Annotated in this window: 10 protein-coding genes and 2 tRNA genes; 4 read left to right on the top strand and 8 right to left on the bottom strand. The window is 65.4% G+C overall.

What is annotated here, in order from left to right; all coding sequences use genetic code 11:
• The first annotated feature begins 97 nt into the window (after positions 1 to 97).
• Complete coding sequence (locus IHV25_RS01570) at positions 98 to 775, top strand: CvpA family protein (protein WP_192533209.1); 678 nt, start codon at positions 98 to 100, stop codon at positions 773 to 775.
• 97 nt (positions 776 to 872) lie between these two features.
• Positions 873 to 2,360: an amidophosphoribosyltransferase gene (gene purF, locus IHV25_RS01575; RefSeq protein ID WP_242018729.1), complete on the top strand. Its 1,488-nt coding sequence runs from the start codon at positions 873 to 875 to the stop codon at positions 2,358 to 2,360.
• A gap of 225 nt (positions 2,361 to 2,585) precedes the next feature.
• On the opposite strand, the gene IHV25_RS01580 is transcribed toward purF, so the two are convergent.
• The 4 genes from IHV25_RS01580 to IHV25_RS01595 all read right to left on the bottom strand — a co-directional run bounded on the left by IHV25_RS01580 (position 2,586) and on the right by IHV25_RS01595 (position 6,491).
• Positions 2,586 to 3,356, bottom strand: coding sequence for a cobalt-precorrin-6A reductase (locus IHV25_RS01580; protein ID WP_192533210.1), 771 nt, complete (start codon positions 3,354 to 3,356; stop codon positions 2,586 to 2,588).
• Positions 3,349 to 4,497 (bottom strand): tricarballylate utilization 4Fe-4S protein TcuB, encoded by a 1,149-nt coding sequence (gene tcuB / locus IHV25_RS01585; RefSeq protein WP_192533211.1) that lies wholly within the window; start codon positions 4,495 to 4,497, stop codon positions 3,349 to 3,351. The genes IHV25_RS01580 and tcuB overlap by 8 nt, the downstream gene beginning before the upstream one ends.
• Positions 4,498 to 4,652: 155 nt before the next feature.
• Positions 4,653 to 6,092 (bottom strand): FAD-dependent tricarballylate dehydrogenase TcuA, encoded by a 1,440-nt coding sequence (gene tcuA, locus IHV25_RS01590; RefSeq protein WP_192533212.1) that lies wholly within the window; start codon positions 6,090 to 6,092, stop codon positions 4,653 to 4,655.
• Positions 6,093 to 6,417: 325 nt separating this feature from the next.
• Positions 6,418 to 6,491: transfer RNA gene (locus tag IHV25_RS01595), tRNA-Gln, on the bottom strand.
• 306 nt (positions 6,492 to 6,797) lie between these two features.
• Here IHV25_RS01595 and IHV25_RS01600 point away from each other — a divergent pair.
• A tRNA-Ser gene (locus IHV25_RS01600) sits at positions 6,798 to 6,888 on the top strand.
• A gap of 168 nt (positions 6,889 to 7,056) precedes the next feature.
• On the opposite strand, the gene IHV25_RS01605 is transcribed toward IHV25_RS01600, so the two are convergent.
• From IHV25_RS01605 to IHV25_RS01620, 4 genes are all read right to left on the bottom strand, one after another.
• Positions 7,057 to 8,664: a hypothetical protein gene (locus IHV25_RS01605; RefSeq protein WP_192533213.1), complete on the bottom strand. Its 1,608-nt coding sequence runs from the start codon at positions 8,662 to 8,664 to the stop codon at positions 7,057 to 7,059.
• A gap of 211 nt (positions 8,665 to 8,875) precedes the next feature.
• A complete protein-coding gene (locus tag IHV25_RS01610; protein WP_192533214.1) occupies positions 8,876 to 13,126 on the bottom strand; it encodes an autotransporter domain-containing protein in 4,251 nt (1,416 codons plus the stop codon).
• A 664-nt stretch (positions 13,127 to 13,790) separates the two neighbouring features.
• Entirely contained in the window at positions 13,791 to 18,212 is a 4,422-nt protein-coding gene (locus IHV25_RS01615) for an autotransporter domain-containing protein (RefSeq protein WP_192533215.1), read from the bottom strand.
• Between the two features lie 936 nt (positions 18,213 to 19,148).
• Entirely contained in the window at positions 19,149 to 21,209 is a 2,061-nt protein-coding gene (locus IHV25_RS01620; RefSeq protein ID WP_192533216.1) for a tetratricopeptide repeat protein, read from the bottom strand.
• An 831-nt stretch (positions 21,210 to 22,040) separates the two neighbouring features.
• On the opposite strand from IHV25_RS01620, the gene IHV25_RS01625 reads away from it, so the two are divergent.
• Positions 22,041 to 22,334: a hypothetical protein gene (locus IHV25_RS01625; RefSeq protein WP_192533217.1), complete on the top strand. Its 294-nt coding sequence runs from the start codon at positions 22,041 to 22,043 to the stop codon at positions 22,332 to 22,334.
• The last annotated feature ends 130 nt before the right edge of the window (positions 22,335 to 22,464 follow it).

The following is a 22,464-nucleotide window of genomic DNA, read 5'->3' on the forward strand; positions in this document are numbered from 1 at the left end:
CCGCGCCCCGGGCGCTGCGCCGGTGTCCCGGCCCGACCCGGTGCCCCTGCGGCCCGCCCCCTGTTACCTCCCATCCGGCTTCCGGGAGCCTGCCCCCATGAATTCCATGATCGTAAACCCCTTCGACCTTCTTGTTCTCATCGTCCTGGTCCTGTCCGGCGTCTACGGTCTGACCCGCGGCTTCGTCCGCGAGGTTCTGGGGATTCTGGCCTGGATCCTGGCGTTCATCTCGGCGCTCTACGGCTTTTCGGGGCTGGCGCCGCTGTTCATGGACTTCTTCCCCACCGTGCCCCTGATGGCCAACTGGTCCGCCGGTGTGATGACCTTCCTGATCATCCTTGTGGCGCTGTACCTGGTCTCGACGATCGTTGCCCGAGTCGTCAAAAACACGGTTCTGAGCCCCCTGGACCGGTCCCTGGGATTCCTTTTTGGCCTGTTCCGGGGCTGGATTATCATGATCGCCCTGATTTTGGGCCTGAACTGGATTGTGCCCCCGACCCAGCAGCCCGAGTGGCTCCACTCGGCGGTGTCGCGGCCGCTCCTGGACGAAAGCGCGGGATTCACCCTCCAGTTTCTGCCGGAAAGGTACCGGGATGTGCTGGCGGGGGGCTACCGGTCCCTGACTCCCGGGGAAAAAGCCCTGGAGGCACGCCGCCAGTTTGAGCGTCTTGTGGACCCGCGCCCCGTGTCTCCCGGCGCACCGGCCGTGGAAAACGGCGGCTACGGCGGCGACGTCCGCCGGGAGCTGGACAGACTGATCGAAGGTACGCCTTGATTTTTTCCGAAAATTCCCCTTTTTAGGCGTACGGAATGCCCGCCCCGACCAGGGGGCCTTACACACCCGGCTTCGCCCGGGCAGCAGGACGCAGCCAATGCCCTTGACCATGACGACGTGCCCGTTCCCCACCGACGACGACGCGGACGGTGACACCCTCCACGAGGAGTGCGGTGTCTTCGGCGTGTTCGGAGACACCGACGCCGCCATCCACGCGACCCTGGGGCTCCACGCCCTCCAGCATCGCGGGCAGGAGGCGGCGGGCATGGTCTCCACCGACGGTGACCAGTTCCACGTCCTGAAGGGCGGGGGCCACGTCAGCGAGATCTTCCGCGCCAAGCGGATGCCCACGCTCCAGGGCTCGGCGGCCATCGGCCACGTGCGCTACGCCACCAGCGGCGGCACCGTCATGCGCAACGTCCAGCCCCTGTACGCCGACTTCGCGTTCGGCGGCCTCGCCATCGCCCACAACGGCAACCTGACCAACGCCATGGTCCTGCGCGAGACGCTGGTGAACCGGGGCTGCCTGTTCCAGTCCACCTCGGACACCGAGGTGATCATTCACCTGATCGCGGTCTCCATCTGCTCGAAGGTGGAGGACCGGATCATCGACGCCCTGCGTCAGGTGCAGGGCGCCTACTCCATCGTGGCCCTGGTCAAGGACGCCCTGATTGGCGTGCGCGACCCGAAGGGCATGCGGCCCCTGGTCCTGGGCAAGCTGGACGGCTCGTGGATCCTGGCCTCCGAGACCTGTGCCCTCGACATCATGGGCGCCGAGTTCGTCCGCGACGTGGAGCCCGGCGAGCTGGTGGTCATCACAAAGGACGGCCTGACCTCGCACCGGCCCTTTGCCGTGACCCGCCCGCGCTTTTGCGTGTTCGAGTACATCTACTTCGCCCGCCCCGACAGCATCGTGGAAAACCGCTCGGTCTATGACGCCCGCAAGGCCATCGGTCGCGAGCTGGCCCGGGAGAACGGCGTGGACGCCGATATTGTGGTCCCGGTGCCGGACTCGGGCGTCCCCAGCGCCATCGGCTACGCGGCCGAGGCGGGGATTCCCTTCGAGTTCGGGATCATCCGGAACCACTATGTGGGGCGCACCTTCATCCAGCCCACGGACAAGACCCGGAACCTGGGTGTGAAGCGCAAGCACAACGCCAACCGTCCGGTGCTGGAAGGCCGGCGGGTGGTCCTGATCGACGACTCCATTGTGCGCGGCACCACCTCGATGCAGATCGTGGACATGGTCCGGCAGGCGGGGGCCTCCGAGGTCCACATGCGGATCGCGAGCCCGCCCACCATCCATCCCTGCTACTTCGGCATCGACACCCCCGAGCGCGAGAAGCTCCTGGCGGCCAACCACTCGGTGGAGGACATGACCCGGATCCTGGGCGTGGACTCCCTGTCCTTCATCTCCCTTGAGGGGCTCTACCGGGCCCTGAACATCGAGCACCGGGACGCGAAAAACCCGCAGTTCTGTGATGCGTGCTTCTCCGGCGACTATCCGTACCAGAACCCGGACCTGGCCCTGCGCACCCGCCGTCCCAGCGTCTTCCTGCACGACCAGGGCTCGGACGTCTCCTGAGCCCGGCACCCGGCCGGGTGACACGGCGCACCGCACACCAAAAACAAGGGCCCCGTTTCTGCGGGGCCTTTTTGCATGGGACCGGAACCGGCGGGGCATCTGGCGTCACCCGGCGTGACGTGGTCCGGGCGGGGCCCGGCACCGCGTGGCGTCCGTGGAGCCGGCTCGCCCTGCCCGGCCCGGCCTGACTTGACCAGTCCCCAGGGCAAAGCCGCCCGCCGCACCTCAGAGGCCGAAGGGGCCGTTCTGCCGGATCCAGTCCAGGGCCTCGGCCACGGTGCCGACCCGGGGCGTCTGCGGGCGCTGCGGGCGCTGGCGCATAACCACCCGAACCCCCAGGTCCCGGGCGGCCAGAAGCTTGGCCCGGGTTGCCTCGCCTCCGCTGTTCTTGCACACGATGGTGTCGATGCCGTGATCCTGGAGAAGGGCCGTCTCGCCCGCCAGATCAAAGGGGCCCCGGGCCAGGAGGATCTCGGCCTCCCGGAAGGGGGGCATGGGATCGGGCCGGTCCACCGAGCGGATTACAAAGCGCACCCCATCCAGACGCGCAAACGGATCCAGCTCCTGGCGCCCCAGAGCCAGGAACACGCACCGGGCGTCGCGCTCCAGCAGGTCGGCCGCTGTCTCCCAGTCCGGAACCGCATCCCAGCGGTCCCCCTCCGCCGGAACCCACTCGGGCCGCTCCAGCCGCAGCAGGGGCACGCCGGTTTCCCGAGCCGCCCCGTCCGCGTTCCAGCCCATACGGGAGGCAAACGGGTGGGTCGCATCCACGATCAGGGCGGTGCCGGTGTCCCCGAGATAGCGCGCAAGCCCGGCCACGCCCCCGAAGCCCCCCACACGCAAGGCGCCCTCGGGCTCCCGGGGGGACTGGGTGCGTCCGGCGAACGAGGACACCACCGGAACTCCGGCGCGGTGCAGGGCCGCCGCCAGGGCGTAGCCCTCGGTGGTGCCGCCAAGAACCAGGACAGCGCCGGACGGAACAGGGGTCTCAGCCATGCTTTCTCTCCAGGGCGGCCCGGCTCAGGGCGGCCAGGCGAAACGGAACGTGACGGAGCTTGCCCAGCGAGAACGTGAGAAACAGCCCCATGACCGAGCCCATGTGAAGGCCCAGAAGGATCCCCATGATGCCGGTCTCCCGAAGCGCCAGCAGGGCCAGACCGCTCAGGGACACCGCCGCCAGAAGCCCCAGGAAGGTGGTGTCCTCCTTCAGGGTCTCGGGGGCCGTGGGGCCCGGATCAAGGCCCATCTTGCGGCCTGCAAGCCCCGCACAGGCCCCGAGGATCAGGATGCCCCCGCTGGTCCCCAGAAGAACCGGAAGGCTGAACCAGGAATAGGGGGCCTGCCAGCCCAGGAAATGGTGGGCCGCCGCCCCGGCGCCGGAGGCAGCAAAGCACAGCCCCACCCCCAGAACCAGCATCTGGTGAAGCCTGCGGCGGATGTCCGAGGGCGTGTCGTCGTGATCCGTGCAGCCGTACCCTCCGCCCGTGAGGTTGTGCAGAAGGAGCGCCTCCCTCAGGACCGTGGGCAGGACGGCGGCAGCGCTCAGCAGGCTGACCCCCGGCGCGATCAGCCGCCAGAAGCGCACCGAGCTGAGCACCAGGCTCAGCAGGCCGAAGCCGAAGGTCACGGCGCCCAGGGCCGTCATCCAGCCCCAGGGCATGATCCGGTAGAAGGATCCCGGGCCCGAGTGGCCGCTGAACAGCACATCCGACGGCACCGAGGCCATCAGGAACAGGGGCACCGCCACAATCAGAAGCACGGACAGGACCGTGGCAAACACGGGGACCACCTGGTCCGAGACCCCGGCCCCCAGCGAGGGCCAGCCGTACTCCCGGTAGGCCCGCTGGCGAACCCGGGCCATCAGGGCCGGAACGTTGATCGCGTAGGCGTGGGGCGGCGCGTACTGGCAGGCGTAATAGCAGGACCGGCAGTTGTGGCACAGGACCGCCAGATAGTAGAGATCCGCGTCGGACAGGGCGCGCTTGCGCCGCTGGGAGCGGAACATCTCGCAATAGCCGGTGCAGTAGCCGCAGACGTTGCACAGGGTCAGAACCCGCCGGGCCTCGGCCATCAGAGGATCCAGAACGGGAGAGGCCTCCCCCGCGGGGACCGTCGCCTTGCCAGCCGTATGTGTCATAGAAGGGGTGTCTCCCGCGTTTCAGAAACCGCCAGCCCCCCGGACCCCGCCGGGGAACCGGACCGTGCATTCAGGACCGGACATTCAGGACTGGGCCCCCCAGAGCCACCCACCGGGGACCACACTCGGGGGGCCGCACACAGGGGACCACATGCTCAGGACCGGGTGCCGGGCAAAAGCAGCCCGTGGCCGCGCAGGCGCGCCGCGTTGCGCCCGGCGATCCGCCCGAACACTGCGGCCACCATCAGGGCCGCCCCCGAGACGTAGCCCCGCCCCAGGACGCCCGGAGCCATGATCATACCGGCAGCAAAGACCGTCTCGCACGGGTAGCCGTCAAGGCGCATCACCCGGGCACGGGAATCCACCTTGAGCCCGTAGCAGGTGAAGGTGATCCCGGGGCGGAACGGCACCGCGCGGAACGGGGGCTTGACCACGTAGGGCGCGGGACGCGTGCGCGGCGGCTCCAGCCGGCGGCGTCGCCCGTCCGGCTCGGCGCCCAGGATGCTGTTGTACTCCCGGACCTCCCCGGCCAGCACCTGCGGATCCATGTGAATGACCGGGGCCAGCTCCTCGAGGGTCGGGGCCTCGATGGGCGGATAGACCGGCGACGGAAAGTGGGCCGCCGCCCGGGCATCCATAATGGCCCAGGCCAGCTGACCCGAGGTCTCCAGCGCCATCCGCCCCCAGGTCCCGTACCGGGTGGAGGCCACATCCTTGCCCTCGTCGAAGAAGCGCCGCCCGGAGGCCGTAACGGCAATGCCGTACTGCACCCCCTCGACCCGGGTCACAATGCCGCCATCCCACTTGGGGGAGCGGGCGTCCACCGCCACCAGGTGTCCGAAACCGGGCTCGCCCGAGGACGCCACACCCTGGTCCAGAAGATCCCTCAGGGGCCCGCCCATGGCGTATTTCGTGCCGCGCAGGACAAGGTGGTGGGCGGCGCGCCCCCAGCTTTCCTGGAGCCACTTCCGGTTGGCCTGATAGCCACCCGAGCACACCACCGTCGCCCCCGGGCGAATGTTCAGAACCCGTCCGGCATGCAGAACCTCGGTGCGGCCGTTCAGGTCCACGGTCCTGGCCTCGGCCTCGAACAGGATGCGCACGCCCAGGCGCTCCGCCTCGCGGTAAAGCGCGCGGATCATCGCCGTGCCGCCGCCCAGGAAGAACACGGTCTTGCGGGAGTGGGGCAGAACGCCCTCCTCCGGGAACTGGAGCGCCACACCCCGGGCAATCAGCCAGTCCGAAAGGCCGTGGGCGTGACGGGCCACGGTCTCGATCAGGTCCGGATCCCCGAGACCCGCGGAAATGCGATAGAGATCCTCCACCAGCTCGGCCCGCGGATAGGTCCGGGGGCTGAAAGGGGTCGGCTCCTCGTGGGGCTCGCGCATGTTGCGGGCGTGGCGCGCGTTGCCGCCCCGACGCCAGGCCGGAGACTCCTCCACAAGAAGAACCCGTGCACCGGCCTCCCGGGCCTCGATGGCCGCGCACAGCCCCGCCATGCCGCCGCCCAGAACAAGGACGTCGGGCGACGTCATGTCCTCGACCAGCTCGGACGCGTCGGGATAGAGAAGCGCGGGCAGACGAAGGCGCGCCATGGAGTACCGGACCCTCCTGTTGAAGAAAGTGGTCCACCTTAAAGCATAAGGGGCGCGCTTGAAAAGCAGTAGCCCGGCCCCCCGGGCGTGCACGAGCCCCCGCACCGGGGTAAAGACCGGGCCCGGCCTGACGACACCGGGGCGACCGAACGGCCATGGCGGGCCAAAGCGGCGGGGTAGCTTCGGGCACCGCCCTCCCCGGGAACGCGCCACCGCCCCCTCGGGAAGGCGCCGCCGGGCCCACGGTCCACCACCGCCCCCCGGAACTACCCCACCGGACCACAAAAAAACGGTCACCGTTTCCGGTAACCGTTTTTGTCTGCGATGGCTGGGGGACCAGGATTCGAACCTAGACTAACGGAGTCAGAGTCCGCTGTTCTACCATTAAACTATCCCCCATCACTGGAGCCCGAGGCGCCCGTTTGCCGTGACAAACCGTCATCGCCGTCGATGGGCGCTTCTTTATCACGCTGATCTTTTTTTGCAAAGGAAAAAATGCATCATCGGCGCCTCCGGGGTGTAAAACACTCCGCGGCAGAGATTTTGTCAAAAGCGCTTGCCAAGGGAAAAGGAACGCTGTAATTTCCGCCTCACGCCGGTTCCGGGCGCCCAGCGCGTTGTTTCCGGAAGCCTTGGCAGGCTGCCCACGGGCACCCTGAGATCCAGGCACAGGCGTTTCTGGCTGGCCCTCTGTGGGCCACCGGTGGAGGGGTGGCCGAGTGGTCGAAGGCGCACGCCTGGAAAGTGTGTATACCTCAAAAGGGTATCGTGGGTTCGAATCCCACCCCCTCCGCCAGATCCCGCTGACTCACCCAACCTGACGCACCAGCAACACCGAGCAGATCCGCACGGCACATTACGCCTGTGCCGAAAAGCCCGTGCGCGCCGCGCATGCAGCCTCATTCCCCCGCTTCCAACCCGTTTACAATACCGGGCGCCCCTCACAGTCGGCCCCGCGCAACCGTTATGTTGCGCCAGTTCTTCGGTGAGCCGGCATGTCGGACACTACAATCAACTGTGTCTTGGGATCAAAGCAGTAATAAATGCGAAGACATCGTGAAGGATCCCGTGTGTTTCCACCTTTCTTGATGTGCCAGTCGGCTGACAACTTGCGGCCTCCCCATTCGAATTCGTACGCGTCACTACCACAGTTGGCATTCTCGATACCATCCATGATCGGGATATTATTAATTGATCCCGCTCCCCCACTAATGCGCTGATTCCTACAATCCCGTGCCAGCCAGAGCAGGCAGCGCGCTGCCGTCTCGACGTCAGCAAATGCGGGCTTCCGCAGCCCTCGACGGGCACTGGACGCCAGAACCAACCGCCCTTCCAAATTCTCCTCACACCACCCGAGAAAATCACTCCAGCTCTCGGGTAGAGGAATGTCCTTGTCAGGATCCCCACCTCTGACCGTGAGAGCGTCTTCGAGAATCTGGATGCGAGAATCCCGAGCACGCACCCCGGCTTCCAGACGCTCCACCTCTCTCCTCTCCGTCTCATACTCTTCTAGATAGTAATCCCTCTCTGACTTCAGAGATTCGACCTCTTCTCGAAGCAACGCGTTGATTTCTTTGCAAACCTCAAGTTGTTCGTCCGCACTCGCATCCCCACTCTTGAGCTTTTTCTGCTTCTCCTGCAGCGCGATGTCTCGGACATCGTCGAAAGACAATACGTCATGACCAAGACTGGCTTGCAGGAGGCTGACGCGCGCGGCCATCTTCTGCATCCACACTGCGACCGAACGCCCCCCATCAGTGGTTTCAAGAGAATTGGCAAGAAAAAGCCGATGGGCGCGTGGGTCAGCGTCATCAGAGAAGCCGGGCAGATAGACACGCGCGGCCCCTCCGAACACCGATTTGTACTTTCCAAACCTCTGGGTCAGGCGCCACGTGGCTTCTGGATGGAGAACATAAACAGCTCCAATGCCAAGAACGGCACGCCCAAGTGTGGCCGTAACAATGGTCGGGTGATCGCTGTGCCCGGGCGCACCAAGGGTCACGACAAAAATCGGAAGCTTGCGATTCGGGTCAACCAGATACTCGATAAGGGATTCCGTGTCCTCAGCCGACTTGCAGACGGTCGGAGCGACCGCCAGTGGCCTGTCACACACCAATCCGCACTCATCGACAATTTGCCGGACAAGCCCCGGGGTATGAGGCTCGATCTCCAGATCACGCTCCGACGTACCCACCAGCAATCGCGCACTGAACCGTACAGGGTCGCCCCAACCATACCCAACGACGACCTCGGTGGTCCAGTTCCTCCCGGCGACCTTCTTGTCGGGATCCTCAGAACGGATCGCCCAGAGGTCCAAGTCACCCGACTGAAAGTGCTCGCACCTGGCGTTCCTGCCCGGAGATTGATAGTCAAAGGAGTGACCGTCCCACGCCTCTTGTGGAAATCGGCCGCCGCCAGAGCGTTTCTGCGCCCATTTCAGCACTTCCCTAATTACGGCCCTTGAAACCGCCTCAGGATCCTTACCCGGCACAAATCCGGCAACCCGAAGGACCTCGTGCACGTGATCACCCTGCGACGGGCGCCCCGAGTAGTGTGAAAGAGCATCGCTCATCCTGCTGTTCATCAGCCTGTCTCCCGCCGCGATACCAAAGTCAGCTCGCTTCATCACCTCTCAAAATAGCAAAACGAGCAAATAACACCATCAAAGAGACATTACGCCCCTGCCGAGTGCACAAACACGTTCCCCCCGCCTTCCTTCCGAAAGACGGGGGGAGTTCGAGCCTGTCCGGGAAACAGGCCCTCTGTCGGTTACCGGCCGGGTTCTACCAGCGGTAGGTCAGGCGCGCGCGGCCGCCGTGCGAGGTGGTGTCCGAACCGTAGGCTCCGTCGTACATGAGGTTCAGGGCCCAGGCGTCATCGATCGCCACCTCACCGCCGACACCGACCACGGCGACGTCCCGATCCGCGGGCGTGCCCCGAACGGAGAAGTCCGTGGATCCCGACACGAACGCGAGGCGGCTGGCGGGGTTGATGTCGCCCCAGGTGTGTTCCCACCCCAGGTCGAGCTTCAGGACCGCGCACTCGTGGACGCGGGCGTCCATGCGCACACCCAGCGTGGAGGTGCCGGTGTGGGTGGTCCAGGAGTGGCTGCGCAGCGCGGCGGCTCCGCCGGTTTCCGAGAAGTCCTCGCTGTGCGCCATGTTCCAGGCGGCTCCCACGAAGGGCTCGACCATCAGCCAGTCGTTGGCCTGGACGCGCCAGGCGGCCTCACCGAACACCTGGAAGACGTCCGCACCGTAGTCCGCGCTCAGACGCTCGCCGATGACCGAGCGCTTGCTGTCGACCTCGTGACGCGTGTAGAGACCGGCCAGGGTGGTCCGCAGGGTTCCGACCCCCGCATCCCAGACCTTGCCGCCGTAGACACCGCCGGAGAAGCTGTCGATATCGGCCTTGGCGGCGCGATCCGACACCTTGAAGTCCCGGTGGGCGTAGCGGAACACGGCACCGGTGAACCATCCGTCCTCGAAGCCGAAGGAGGCTCCCGCCGTCACGCCGATGCCGCTCGAGGTGGACTTGGCGGCGTTTCCGTCGCTGTCCCAGGAGTCGTGGCTGCCCGAGACCTGGGCCCAGACGTTGTGGTTCCGGAGCTGGCCGTCGGACGGGGTCAGGCTCACCTGCTCGGTGGAGGCCACCTGGACCCGGCCACCGCCGACGATCCCGTCACGGCTGGGAGCCAGATGGGACAGGGTGTTCAGGACCGTCCGCGAAAGCTGCGGAGCCCCCTGCCGCAGGGCCCCCGCCACGTTGGCGTAGGCATCACCCGACAGCATGCTCAGGATCTGCAGACCCTCGGAGCGGGAGGCGTTGATCACGGCATCCTGGACCGGTCCGGGGCTCATGCTGGCGACAGCCTGCCCGACGGCGCGCTGGTTGGGGGAGGCGTCGTCCCACGGGGACGGGGTGGGCTTCGGAGCGGGATCCGGGCTCGGCCCCGGAGTGGGAGGCACAGGATCAGGTGTCGGGGCATTGAACGTGGCCAAAAGCCCGATGGATTTCACGTCATCGGCGTTGGTCGTCACAGCGCCCCCGGCATCCAGCTGAACCTGGGTCACGGACAGGAACGGCAGATCGGCATTACGCTCGACGATATCAAACGTCTTCACGACCTTCGCTCCGGTCCCGGCGGCGGTGAGGACCACGTAAGTCTTCGTCGTGGACCAGTTGCTGGAGCCAACCAGTGTCCCCACTGCAAGAGTGGAGCCCGCCGGGATGGTCACATCACCCGTCAGCACATTGAGGCTGTCGTTCGTAGAGGGAGCACCGTTTCCAAACCCCTGCCCCACGACAGTGGGCGCCGCGTCCGGGGCAACGCGAACCTGAAGAGTGAACTTGCCGGCCGTGGTGTCCAGCGCGTTCACGGTCATGGTGCCGACGGACGTCGCATCACCGGGGGCGAGGATTGCACCCTCCGCCAGTGCCAGCGTGCCGGCGTAGGAGAATTTGCCACCAAGTGTTCCCTTGGTCAGCGTGAACTGACCCGTCGCGGCGTGATCACCGGAAAGGTACAGCGCACCGTCCCCGGTTTTCTCAAAGGTACCCCCACCGGACAGAACGCCCGAGTACGCGACGTCACCGGCGCTGGCAAAGGTGAACGACCCTTCGTTGGCAACATTACCCTTCAGGCTCTCGCCCTTGAAGGTCATCATGCCCTGGACATCATAGCCGTTAGCAAACTGAAGATCGCCTTCAAACACGGCGCTTGCACCGTCTTTGACCGTCAGCTTCCCGGTCGCAACGCTCGGGTCCAGTGACGTGCGGTCGGTCGACTGGATCAGACCCCCGGTAAACGTCACCTCTCCAGTGCCCGAGACGGTCATGGCCGCGACCTCGACGCCACCCTCGGTCACATTGATCGACTTGTTCGCTGTCATCTCAACCTCGACCGCGTCACCCGGAAGAAATGTTTCCGCACCATCCCCTCCAAGGCTCCAGATGTCACCGGAGACTCCCCAGTTCCTAACATTGTAGTAATCATTTGCCAACAAGCGCTCGTTTTCGAGGGCAGAGACCGTCACCTGGGTTCGGTCAGTGCCCGCAAACGTCAGAAGGGCGCCCATTCGGGTGTTGGCCTTGATCGTCTCACCCCGGTACTGAAGGTCATTTGCGTTCCCGCTATCGAGCGTCAGCCCCTTCACAAGCGTGTACGTCTGCGATCCGGTCGCAACTTTTTTGAAATCGGTCAGGTTGATGGTGATCTTTTTGCTTGCTTCGATAACGGTGTCATTCGCGGCAAATGTCAGCATGGGCGTCGTAAGCGCCGCATCGTGCTTGGTGAGGTCGAAGGCCAGAGTGGCGCCGCCTTTAAGGGTGATGGTGCCCGTGGTCGAGCCATCACCGACGGTGATCGCTGCTCCACTTTCATGAACCGCCAGCGTTGCCCCGCTGTTCAGCGTAAAGGAGGATCCCGCTCCGTCCAGGGTCAGTTTCGTATCAGCGCCGTTAAAAGCCAGCGTTCCCTCGGTGACAGCAAACGTGGTCTTGCCGGCAGCCCCATCGGCTCCACCGCTCTTGAACGTGCTTTCACCCTTGAGCTGCCAGAGTCCGGCCCCGGACTTGGTAATTGTGATCTCCTGGTTTTCACCAGCTGTTCCCGCCATGGGGTCCAGCATGGAGACCGTGCCTGCGCCTCCAACCTTCAGAGCGGCGGGTGCGTTAACAGCCTCCAGATAGATCCCATTGGACGACTGGCTGCCTGCGGACCCGGCCTTGTTGCCCGAGAAGTTGATCTTCTGCCCCTCTTCAGTTGACAGCTCCACAGTACCATCAAGGTTGTAGATCGCACCGCCGTTACCCGCTGCCGTGTTCTCGCCGAAATAGGCATTGCCCGAAATCGTGACCGTGCCACCCTTGGTGTAGATCGCGCCGCCATCGGCCGTCGCAGTGTTTGAGGTAAACCCGCCGCCGTGCGAAAACGTGACAATTCCCCCACCGTTATAGAGGACGCCACCAGAACCGTCCGTCGCGGCATTCGAGAGGAACCCGACACTGCCGGAGAACGTGACGGTGCCACCCTCGTTATAGATGGCGCCGCCGGAACCGGCCGAGTTCTCGGTAAACATCACCGGAGCCGAGAAGGATACCGCTGCCCCAGCGCCCGACGTGTAAATCGCTCCGCCGGAGGTGGTTGCCGTGTTCTTCAGGAAGGTACTGTCGTCCTGGACGTCAACCACCCCTCCATCGTTTGCAATCGCACCGCCAACGCCCGTGGCGTTGGACACTCCTGCGGCGGCCTCGGCCTTGTTCTCGGTGAACGTGCCGCCCTCCTTCAGCGTGACCGTGCCCGAGTTGTAAATGGCACCGCCCCCGGCGGACGTCCCGCTCGCCACGTTTCCGGAGAAGGTGAGAAGCTTGTCCGCGACAACGGTCGCGCTGCCCGACCCAACGTTGGCGATGGCGCCACCACGGGCGGTGTCGCCCGCAGCCGTAACGGTATTGTTGTCGAACGTCGAGATGGCCTTCAGATTCAGTGTACCGGTATTGTAAACCGCGCCGCCATAGGCAGACCCGGCAGAGTTATCGGTGAACGTGTTCAGCGCAAAATTCAGGCTTCCACCGTCAGCCTCACCGAGAGTCATCGTCCCCGAGTTGGAGACCGCGCCACCGAACGAAACCGTTTCCGCGTTACCGGAAATCGTCAGGCTTTTCCCCTGGGACACGGTGATCGTGGCTGCCTGTCCACTCCCTACGGACACCTTCTGATCCGCCTTGCCCGCGCTGGCTTCCAGCACCGTGTCCTTGTCGAACACCAACGTTGCGTCGTTTCCAAAGGTCAGACCGGACAGAACCTTGGGGCTGAACTTGGCCTGTTTCAGAAGGTAAGCCCAGGTCGCACTGCTCCCCCCGCCGATCTCGCACCGTCCGCCGGCACAGTTTCCAGTGCCAGCGGCCTGGGCAGGGGCCGCCCCCGTCGCCGTCAGCGCCAGAGCGAGAGCCACACCCGTCAGCGCAAGGCCGCGCCGCCGGGCCCCCGCCTGAGCGGGCGGAGTAAAACGAGTCGTGTGAGATGCTGTCATCAGTCGGGTCTCCATCCGTCGAAACCTGTTGAGGTGTGATCGTCCCAGTTTTTCGTTGCCGCTCATGCGCCCACGCCGGAGCCGGGCGCCCAAAGCCTCGCCGCCGCGCCTGTGCCGCAGAAACGCCTGAACACGGTGTACGTGTAGATTATGGAGGAGATTACCTATAGGAAAGTGGGAGATTCAAGCGCCCTCCCCCAATGCAGGGATGTAAATGACCAAAAATTCTCCCGCGTGGCAAAAACGCAACACGTTGCCGCAGATGAATAAATCCCTTGCGTGTTTGCTCAACCATTGGGCAGGGAGGCCAGCCGAAAGGCACGGGGTCTGCCAGCCTCCCCTGCCCGCAGGCGAAGCGATCCGCCACCGGAGCCGCCCCCCCAGGATTCGCGCCCACAGGGGGGAACCGGACGGGACAAGACCGAACCGGACCGCACAGAACCGGGCGGGATCAGCTCAGCGCAGGCGCTCCAGGACCAGCCCGGCCTCCTGCAGGTGCGTGGCACAGTACTCGGCAAAGGGATGGGGCCAACCCCGGCAGGGCTTCGGCGCCCCGGCGCCCCTGCCGAGTGCACAAACACGTTCCCCCCGCCTTCCTTCCGAAAGACGGGGGGAGTTCGAGCCTGTCCGGGAAACAGGCCCTCTGTCGGTTACCGGCCGGGTTTTACCAGCGGTAGGTCAGGCGCGCCCGCCCGCCGTGCGAGGTGGTGTCCGAACCGTAGGCTCCATCGTACATGAGGTTCAGGGCCCAGGCGTCATCGATCGCCACCTCACCACCGACACCGACCACGGCGACGTCCCGATCCGCGGGCGTACCCCGGACGGAGAAGTCCGTGGATCCCGACACGAACGCGAGGCGGCTGGCGGGGTTGATGTCGCCCCAGGTGTGTTCCCACCCCAGGTCGAGCTTCAGGACCGCGCACTCGTGGACGCGGGCGTCCATGCGCACACCCAGCGTGGAGGTGCCGGTGTGGGTGGTCCAGGAGTGGCTGCGCAGCGCGGCGGCTCCGCCGGTTTCCGAGAAGTCCTCGCTGTGCGCCATGTTCCAGGCGGCTCCCACGAAGGGCTCGACCATCAGCCAGTCGTTGGCCTGGACGCGCCAGGCGGCCTCACCGAACACCTGGAAGACGTCCGCACCGTAGTCCGCGCTCAGACGCTCGCCGATGACCGAGCGCTTGCTGTCGACCTCGTGACGCGTGTAGAGACCGGCCAGGGTGGTCCGCAGGGTTCCGACCCCCGCATCCCAGACCTTGCCGCCGTAGACACCGCCGGAGAAGCTGTCGATATCGGCCTTGGCGGCGCGATCCGACACCTTGAAGTCCCGGTGGGCGTAGCGGAACACGGCACCGGTGAACCATCCGTCCTCGAAGCCGAAGGAGGCTCCCGCCGTCACGCCGATGCCGCTCGAGGTGGACTTGGCGGCGTTTCCGTCGCTGTCCCAGGAGTCGTGGCTGCCCGAGACCTGGGCCCAGACGTTGTGGTTCCGGAGCTGGCCGTCGGACGGGGTCAGGCTCACCTGCTCGGTGGAGGCCACCTGGACCCGGCCACCGCCGACGATCCCGTCACGGCTGGGAGCCAGATGGGACAGGGTGTTCAGGACCGTCCGCGAAAGCTGCGGAGCCCCCTGCCGCAGGGCCCCCGCCACGTTGGCGTAGGCATCACCCGACAGCATGCTCAGGATCTGCAGACCCTCCGAGCGGGAGGCGTTGATAAGGGCATCCTGGACCGGTCCGCCACGCATGCTGGCGACAGCCTGCCCGACCGAACGCTGGTTGGGAGAGGCGCCGTCCCACGGGGAAGGGGCGGGCTTCGGCGGGATGGGCTTGACGGGGTCCGGCTTGGACGGATTGACCGGAGGGGTCACAGGATCGACCGGAGGATCCACAGGATCAACCGGGGGATCCACAGGATCTGTGCTCGGGCCGCTGAAGGCGGCCACAAGCCCGATGGACTTCACGCGGCTGGGATCGGTCGTCTCGGTGTTATTGGCATCCAGCAGAACCTGGGCCACGGACAGGAAGGGCCGGTCAGCGGCTTTTGTGATGTTGTTGCCAAACGTGCCGCTGATCGTTCCCTCTTTCGCCGTGAGGACCACGTAGGTCTTGTTTGTGGACCAGCCGGAGCCGCCCACCGTCCCCACTTCAAGAGCAGAGCCCGTCGGGATGGTCACATTCTCCGTCAGCACAACGAGGCGATCGTTCGTCACGGTGGAAGAACCGTTTGCAGTGGAGGGGCCGGAATAGGAGGCAAGCTGGTGCTGGGACGCCTGTGTTTCAGCCTCCGGAGCAACGCGAACCTGAAGGGTGAATTTTTTGTCGTCAGTGACCAACTTATTCACGGTCATGGTGCCGACGGACGTCGCAGTGCCGGGGGCGAGGATTGTCCCCTCCGCTGCCAGTTTCAGCGTGCCAGCGTAGGAGAAGTCACCCCCAAGGGCCCCGTTGAGCAGCGAGAAGTCACCCGTCGCAGTGTGTGCGCCGGAAAGGTACAGCGTACCGGCCTCATATTTAAGAATGCCACCCGTACCTGACAGGACGCCGGAGTACCGGGCATCGCTGGCGTTCGCGAAGGCGAGCGTCCCCAGGTTGAAAACATCACCCACCAGGCTCTCGCCCCCGAAGTCCATCCGAGCCCCGTTGCCAATACGATAGCCACCCTTGAAGTTCAACTCGTCGATGTCAAAAATAGCCGAAGCACCATCCAGGATTTTCAGTTCCTGGGTTGCACCGCCGTCCTTGAATGACGAGCGGTCGGTCGACTGGATCCGGCCGCCGATAAACGCCGGCGTCCCGGTGCCCGAGACGGTCATGGCCGCGACCTCGACGCCGCCCGGATTCACGTTGATCACACCTTCTGTGGTCAGCTCAAACGTGACCACGTCACCCGGGAGGAATGTCTTTTCTGAATTAAGACTGTCCTTCCATACGGCATCATTAATCCCCCACCTCCCGCCCAGCTCACCAGCCCAAGTCAACTCAGCATTTTCAGGGGCGTGGACCGTCACGTTGGCTGGGCTGTTATCGGAGCCGAACACCAGAAGGGCAGCAATCCGGTTGCCGGAGCCCGGCACGACTGCCTCACCCCGATACTGATAGTTGAACGAGTTGCCCGCAAAAACCACGTCCTCGCCTCCCGAATTCACACTCAGCAGGGTATAGGTTTTTGGGGAAGAACCGCCATCTGGGCTTTTGAAGTCAGTCACGTTGATGGTGACCACGCTGTATCTGGCTTCAACGATCCCCGCTTTCAGGGTCAGCATGGGCTCGCCCGGCGCCCCAGCATGCTTCGTGAGGTCGAAGGCCAGAGTGGCGCCATCAGCGAGGGTGATCTTGCCATCGGCAAGGTTGCCGGTCCCATTACCCACGGTGATCGCGGCGCCGCTTGCATTCACCGCAAGCGCAGTGTCGGCCAAAAGCAAAAACGAAGAGTCTTCGCCCTTCAGGGTCAGCTGCGTATTGGAGGAGCCAAACGCCAGCGCTCCCTCGGTGACAGCAAACCTGGTCCCACCGGTTCCCTCGCTCCCGAACGTGCTCACCCCACCCAGCGTCCAGGTTCCGGCGCCGGACTTGGCGATGTGGATCGCCTGGCCGTCAGCAGCGCGTCCCGCCATGGGATCCGACATGACCACGTCGCCATAGCCAGCAACGTCCAGCCTGGTGCTTGCGGTCGTGGCGTCCAGGTAGATCGAGTTGGCAGCTCCGCCCCCCTCACCCATAAGGTTGCCTGAGAACTTGATCGACTGACCCGCGTTTTCAGGCGACAGATCCACCATACCACCCGTGGTGTAGATCGCACCGCCATGACCCGTCGCGGTGTTTCCTTCAAAACTGGCACTGCCCAAGATCGAGACCATGCCGCCCTTGTTATAGATCGCACCGCCATGGCCGTTCGTCGCAGTGTTCGCGGTAAACGTCGCGTAGGATTTTTCGTCAAAAGACACTTTGGTGGAGGTGTCGCCCTCGTTATAGATGGCGCCACCGGCACCGGCTGAGTTCTGGGTAAAGTCGACGGGTGCCGAGAAGGTCACCGTTGACCTGTTGCACCCGTTAAAGATCGCACCACCGAACGTGGTTGCGGTGTTCTTCAGGAAGGTGCTGACACCCCCAACCTCAAGCGTGCCAGCGTTGGCAATGGCACCACCGGCCCCCGTCGCGCCTTCCGCTCCGGCCTGGGCCTCGGCCCTGTTCTCGATGAACGTGCCGCCGCCGGCCAGCGTGACCGTGCCCCAATTGGAGATGGCACCACCAAAAGCCCCAACACCACTCGCCACGTTTTTGGAGAAAATGAGGTGCCTGGACGCCGTGATCCCGCTGCTGCCCCCGCCACTGTAAACTTGGATATCACCGCCCGCCTCCCTATTGGCAATGGCGCCCCCATCGGCACCGAACCCGGTCGCAGTGTTCCCCTCGAACAGGGTGACTGAATTGAAGTTCAGTGTGCCGGTATTGAGAATCGCCCCACCAGCGACATAGGAGTCCGGCTGTGTCGAACCCTGTGCTACGTTGTCACGGAACGTCGCGTCCGAACCGGAGACGGTCAGATCCCCGGTGTTGAAAATCGCCCCGCCCGACGCCATAAGGTTCTTGTGAACATTGCCGGCAAAGATCAGGCTGCCGCCATTCTCCCTGCCAAGGTTCAGTGTTCCCTCGTTGTAGACCGCGCCACCGGGGTTTGCGTCCTCGTCCGCCGCGGCAAACGGCACCGCGTTCCCCGAAATCGTCAGGGTCTTGCCCTCGGCCACGGCAATCGTGGCCTTCTCACCGGCGGCAACGGTCAGTTTCTGATCCGCCGTGCCCTCAGTGGCTTTCAGTACCGTATCGTCATCGAACGTGAGCATTCCGCCCTTGAAGGTCAGACCGGACAGCACCTTCGGCGTGAAGTCACTGTGGTCCAAAAGGTATTCCCAGGTCACATCGCTGTCGATCGTGCACGTGCCACCGGTACACTTCGGAACACGCGCGTGGGCGGGAGCCGCCCCCGTCGCCGTCAGCGCCAGAGCGAGAGCCACACCCGTCAGCGCAAGGCCGCGCCGCCGGCCCCCCGCCTGAGCGGGCGGAGCAAAAGGAATCGTATGAGAGGCTGTCATCAGTCGGGTCTCCATCCGTCAAAACCTGTTGAGGTGTGATCGTCCCAGTTTTTCATTACTGCTCGTGCGCCCACGCCGGAGCCGGGCGCGCAAAGCCTCGCCGCCGCGCCTGTCCCGCGAGGACAGTGGAACACGGCTTCAACACAACCTATGGAGGATAGTACGTGGAGGGAAACGGGGGTTCAAGCGACTTCCGGCGACACAAGGATGTAAACGTCAAAAAATACTCTCGAGTGACAAAATCGCAACATGTAGAGGATAACGCGACTATTACGCCGCTATTGTGTGCTTTTGCTGTAGAAATACGCGCGACAACAGATATGGGAGGCAGACGGAGTCCCACCGCCCGGCGGAGTCAGCCGCACCGGACCTGCCCCGGAAAACCTACACGCCAAAAGCGAGTTTATCATCCCGGGAGCCTGCCCCCGCGGACCGCAGACGGCGACCGCAAGCAACGTCAGCGCCCTGTGGCCAGGTCAGGAAACAGGCTCTGCCACACAGGCCCAAGCCCCGGAAAGGACCGCTCCCCGGATCCGGATCGAACCGAAACAGGCTCCCCCAGCGCCGCGTCCCGCCCGAAAAGGACGGACTCCGGACGTGATCGCAGGCGTGGGTGTGAGCGGAAATGGGAACGTGCAGAAACGGGGCACCAAGGGGACGGACGGGGATCCGGGAGCGGGGGCTGCAACAGGCTTTGGCGCCCGCCCCGCCGCTTCGGATCGTGGGCGCCGTAGCAGCGCGGCTTTGTCCCCCACCCCGCCCGCCCGACCTGCGGGAAACCGGCGGGACCAGTCCGGAGAAGACGAAAGCAAACAGGGCCAGAGGGGACCGGGCGGGACCAGAGGGGGCCGGGTGAAAACAGACAGACCCGGGCAAGAAAAACAGACAGACCCGGAGGAAACCGGACGGGACAGGACCGAACCGGACGGGATCAGATCAGCGCAGGCGCTCCAGGACCAGCCCGGCCTCCTGCAGGTGCGTGGCACAGTACTCGGCGAAGGGATGGGGCGGCTCCTGGCGGGAAAAGACATCCAGCGCCTGGCGGAAGGCCTCCATGGACGCGCCCACGGTTTCGGCGTCCTTCTTGCGCATGCCCAGGATCAGAAGAACCCGGCCCAGGTTGTACTGGGCTCCGGCCCACTTCAGCGGCACCCGGTCCCGGGTGTGTTCCTCCAGGGCGGCACGGTAGGCGCTGACCGCCTCCTCCAGCCGGATGGTGCCCCGCTCCCGCTCGCCCAGACGCCACAGGGCCGTGCCCAGGTTGTTCATGATCATGGCCCACTCCAGGGGCACCCGGTCGCGGGTGGTTTCCTCAAGAGCGGCCCGATAGGCCCGGACGGCCTCCTCCAGGCGTGCGGTCCCCCGCTCCCGACGCCCGAGAACCTGAAGAACGGCCCCCAGGTTGTTCTGGGTTCCGGCCCAGTCCAGAGGCACACGCTCGCGGGTGTACTCCTCCAGGGCGGAGCGGTAGGCCCGGATGGCCTCCTCCAGGCGCGCAGTCCCCCGCTCCCGCTCGCCAAGGCGAAACAGGGCGCTGCCCAGGTTGTTCTGGGTGGCCGCCCAGTCCAGAGGCACACGCTCGCGGGTGCGCTCCTCAAGCGCGGTCCGATAGACCCGGACCGCCTGCTCAAGCCGGGCCGTGCCGGTTTCCCGCTGCCCCATAACGTGAAGCGCGGTGCCCAGATTGTTCTGGGTCATGGCCCACTGGAGAGGTGCCCGCTCGCGGGTCCGGACCTGAAGCGCCTGGCGGAAGGCCACCACGGCCTCCTCCAGCCGGGCGGTGCCGCCCTCCCGCTCCCCCAGCTTGCGAAGGGCGTTGCCCAGGTTGTTCTGGGTGGCGGCCCACTCCATGGGAGCCCGCAGACCGGTATGTTCCTGCAAGGCGGCGCGGTAGGCGCGCACGGCCTCCTCCAGGCGCTGGGTGCCGCTCTCCCGGGATCCCAGGGACTGGAGCGCGTTGCCCAGGTTGGTCTGGGTCCGGGCCCAGTCCTGGGGCGCATCGGCGCGCGAGAGCTCCTCGAGGGCGGCGGTATAGGCGGCTGCGGCCTGCTCCAGCCGGGGGGCGGCGCCCTCCCGGAGGCCAAGCAGCCACTGGGCCGTCCCCAGGTTGTTCTGCGCACGAACCCAGACCTCCGGCTCCCGTGCCCGGTCCGCCGAGGACAGGATGGTGCCCAGAAGAGTGATAGCCTCCTCCAGGGCCTCGTTGACGCCGAACTCGTCCCCCAGATCGTAAAAGACATTGGCCTGCGCGAACCGGTACTCCCGCGCGGTCTCGGGGTCGGCCTTCTGCGCAAGATCCGCGGCCTCTCCAAAGAGGTTGGCCGCCTCCCGGTAGCTGGAGCGGTTGGGCTGAAGACGGTAGCTGCCCGCCTCCTGGGCCGTGATCTGGGCAAGGCGCAGGTTCTTGCGGTTCAAGGAGGCCTGAAGCGCCTCCAGCTCTTTTTGCTCCTCGTCGCGGGCCTTGCGGATGAGATCCTTGGCCTCGCGAAGGAAGGCGCGGGCCTTCTCGAAGTAGCCCTCCTCAAGCGCGGTCAGGGCGCCGTCGCGAAGATGGGCCACCTCGATGTCATCCACCTCCACCGCCCTCAGCCGCGTCCTGAGCTCGTGGAACTCCCGGGCCTTCGTCTGCAGAAGCGCCACCGCCTGCTCCTGACTGAGCTCGCGCACATCCTCGCCCATGCTCTCCAAAATGGCCTGGAGCGTGGCGATGGGAACGCCCTCGGTCTGGGAGATGTTGGTGACCTGCGAGATGGTGATCACCGCGCCGTACCCGGCAATCACGTTGCCGGAGCCGTCCCGGACCTCGATCGTCTGGATGTTGGTGGGCGGAGGCGTGTAATTGAAAATCGACAGGTCGACCAGGACCGCCAGCGTGGCCACCACAAGGCCCACGATCGCCGTCTTTTCCTTGATGCTCAGCCCCGGCCACACGGCGGGGATCAGGAGGCGGACGATCAGCCGCCGGGCTGGACCAGGTCGATTGTATTGGCCCGTCATGGCCTGCCCCCGCTCTCCTCCGCCTGTGTACCCCCGAACCCGTTGCCTGTCGCCGGACTTCGGGACTGAAGAGAAGTCTCTCTGGGACTTACGTTATCGCACAAGACGAGTGGAAAAAAGAACTATCTCGGAACGTGCGACCGCACAGGGGCCCGAACCGCCCGGATCCGGCGGAATGCTGCGGATCCGATGGACCGGATGAAATCCCGATACCGGCAGACCGGCACGATGCCGGACCGAAAGGGCCAGTCCGGCGCGGCGAGGGGCGAAGAATCGGAAGAGGCTCCAACGGAACGGAACAGGCCCTGGGGTTTGGGGGCCGCCGCTGCCCCGCCCGTCAAGGCCCCTGCGGCCCCGCAAGCACCGGCCGGCTGCACCCCATGCACCCGCCCCGGGAATCCACCCGGGCACCGGGAGCTGGCGCCGCCCCGTGCCCCGCCCTCACCCGGGCACCCGGAGCGGGCCCAGGCAACCCGGCGGGGACGCTCCCCCCGCCGGGATCAAAGCCCGTGTCCCGGACAGGCCGCGTGCCCCGACTGTCCAATCCCGTCACGCCAGCGGCAACGGACGACCGGCACACCCCCGGATCGTACGCGGCGCCCTGCACCCACTCCGTAGGGGACGCTCTGCCCCCTGAGGCCATGCATCCCACTCCCCGCACCCCAGTCTCCCACCAATATCAACCTTGGCGTGTACTTTCGGTGCTTTTGCCTGAATCGGCTTGTTGATCACTTTCTGTTCACGTATAATAGAACACATAAGGAACATTACTCAGGTGGGATGCACACACCTGAGCGGGAGCAACACTGGCGTGATCGAGGAGAACTGGGAATGGGAGATCTGTACGTTGTCGGTGCGGGGGTCGCCCGCGTCAAATCCGGACGGGCTGTGGTCGTGACGGTCGAGCGCGATGTGCCGGTTTTTGATGTGTGCTCCGGCGAGGACTCCCCGAGGGGGCCCCGCTCCATTCGCGTGGTGCTGAGCGAGGAAAGCCACGCCCGGGCCCTGCTGTACGACCTGGGCACCGCCATTGACAGGGCCTTCGGGGAGAGCTGCGGGCGCCCGGTGGCCTCAGCCCTGCAGCGCCCGGCGACGCGCGCGGCGCACCGTACCGTTCGCCCCTAGCCGATCACTCCCCTGGCACCCCGCTGCACGCGAGGCGGCGAGCATCCACCCGTCATGAAACAGCCGGAGCGACCGCTCCGGCTCACGCGACGCGCGGCGGCTGCCCCCGCAGAGGGCATCTCAACACACA

This window comes from Phaeovibrio sulfidiphilus (assembly GCF_014861485.1).
Classification (GTDB): domain Bacteria; phylum Pseudomonadota; class Alphaproteobacteria; order Rhodospirillales; family Rhodospirillaceae; genus Phaeovibrio; species Phaeovibrio sulfidiphilus.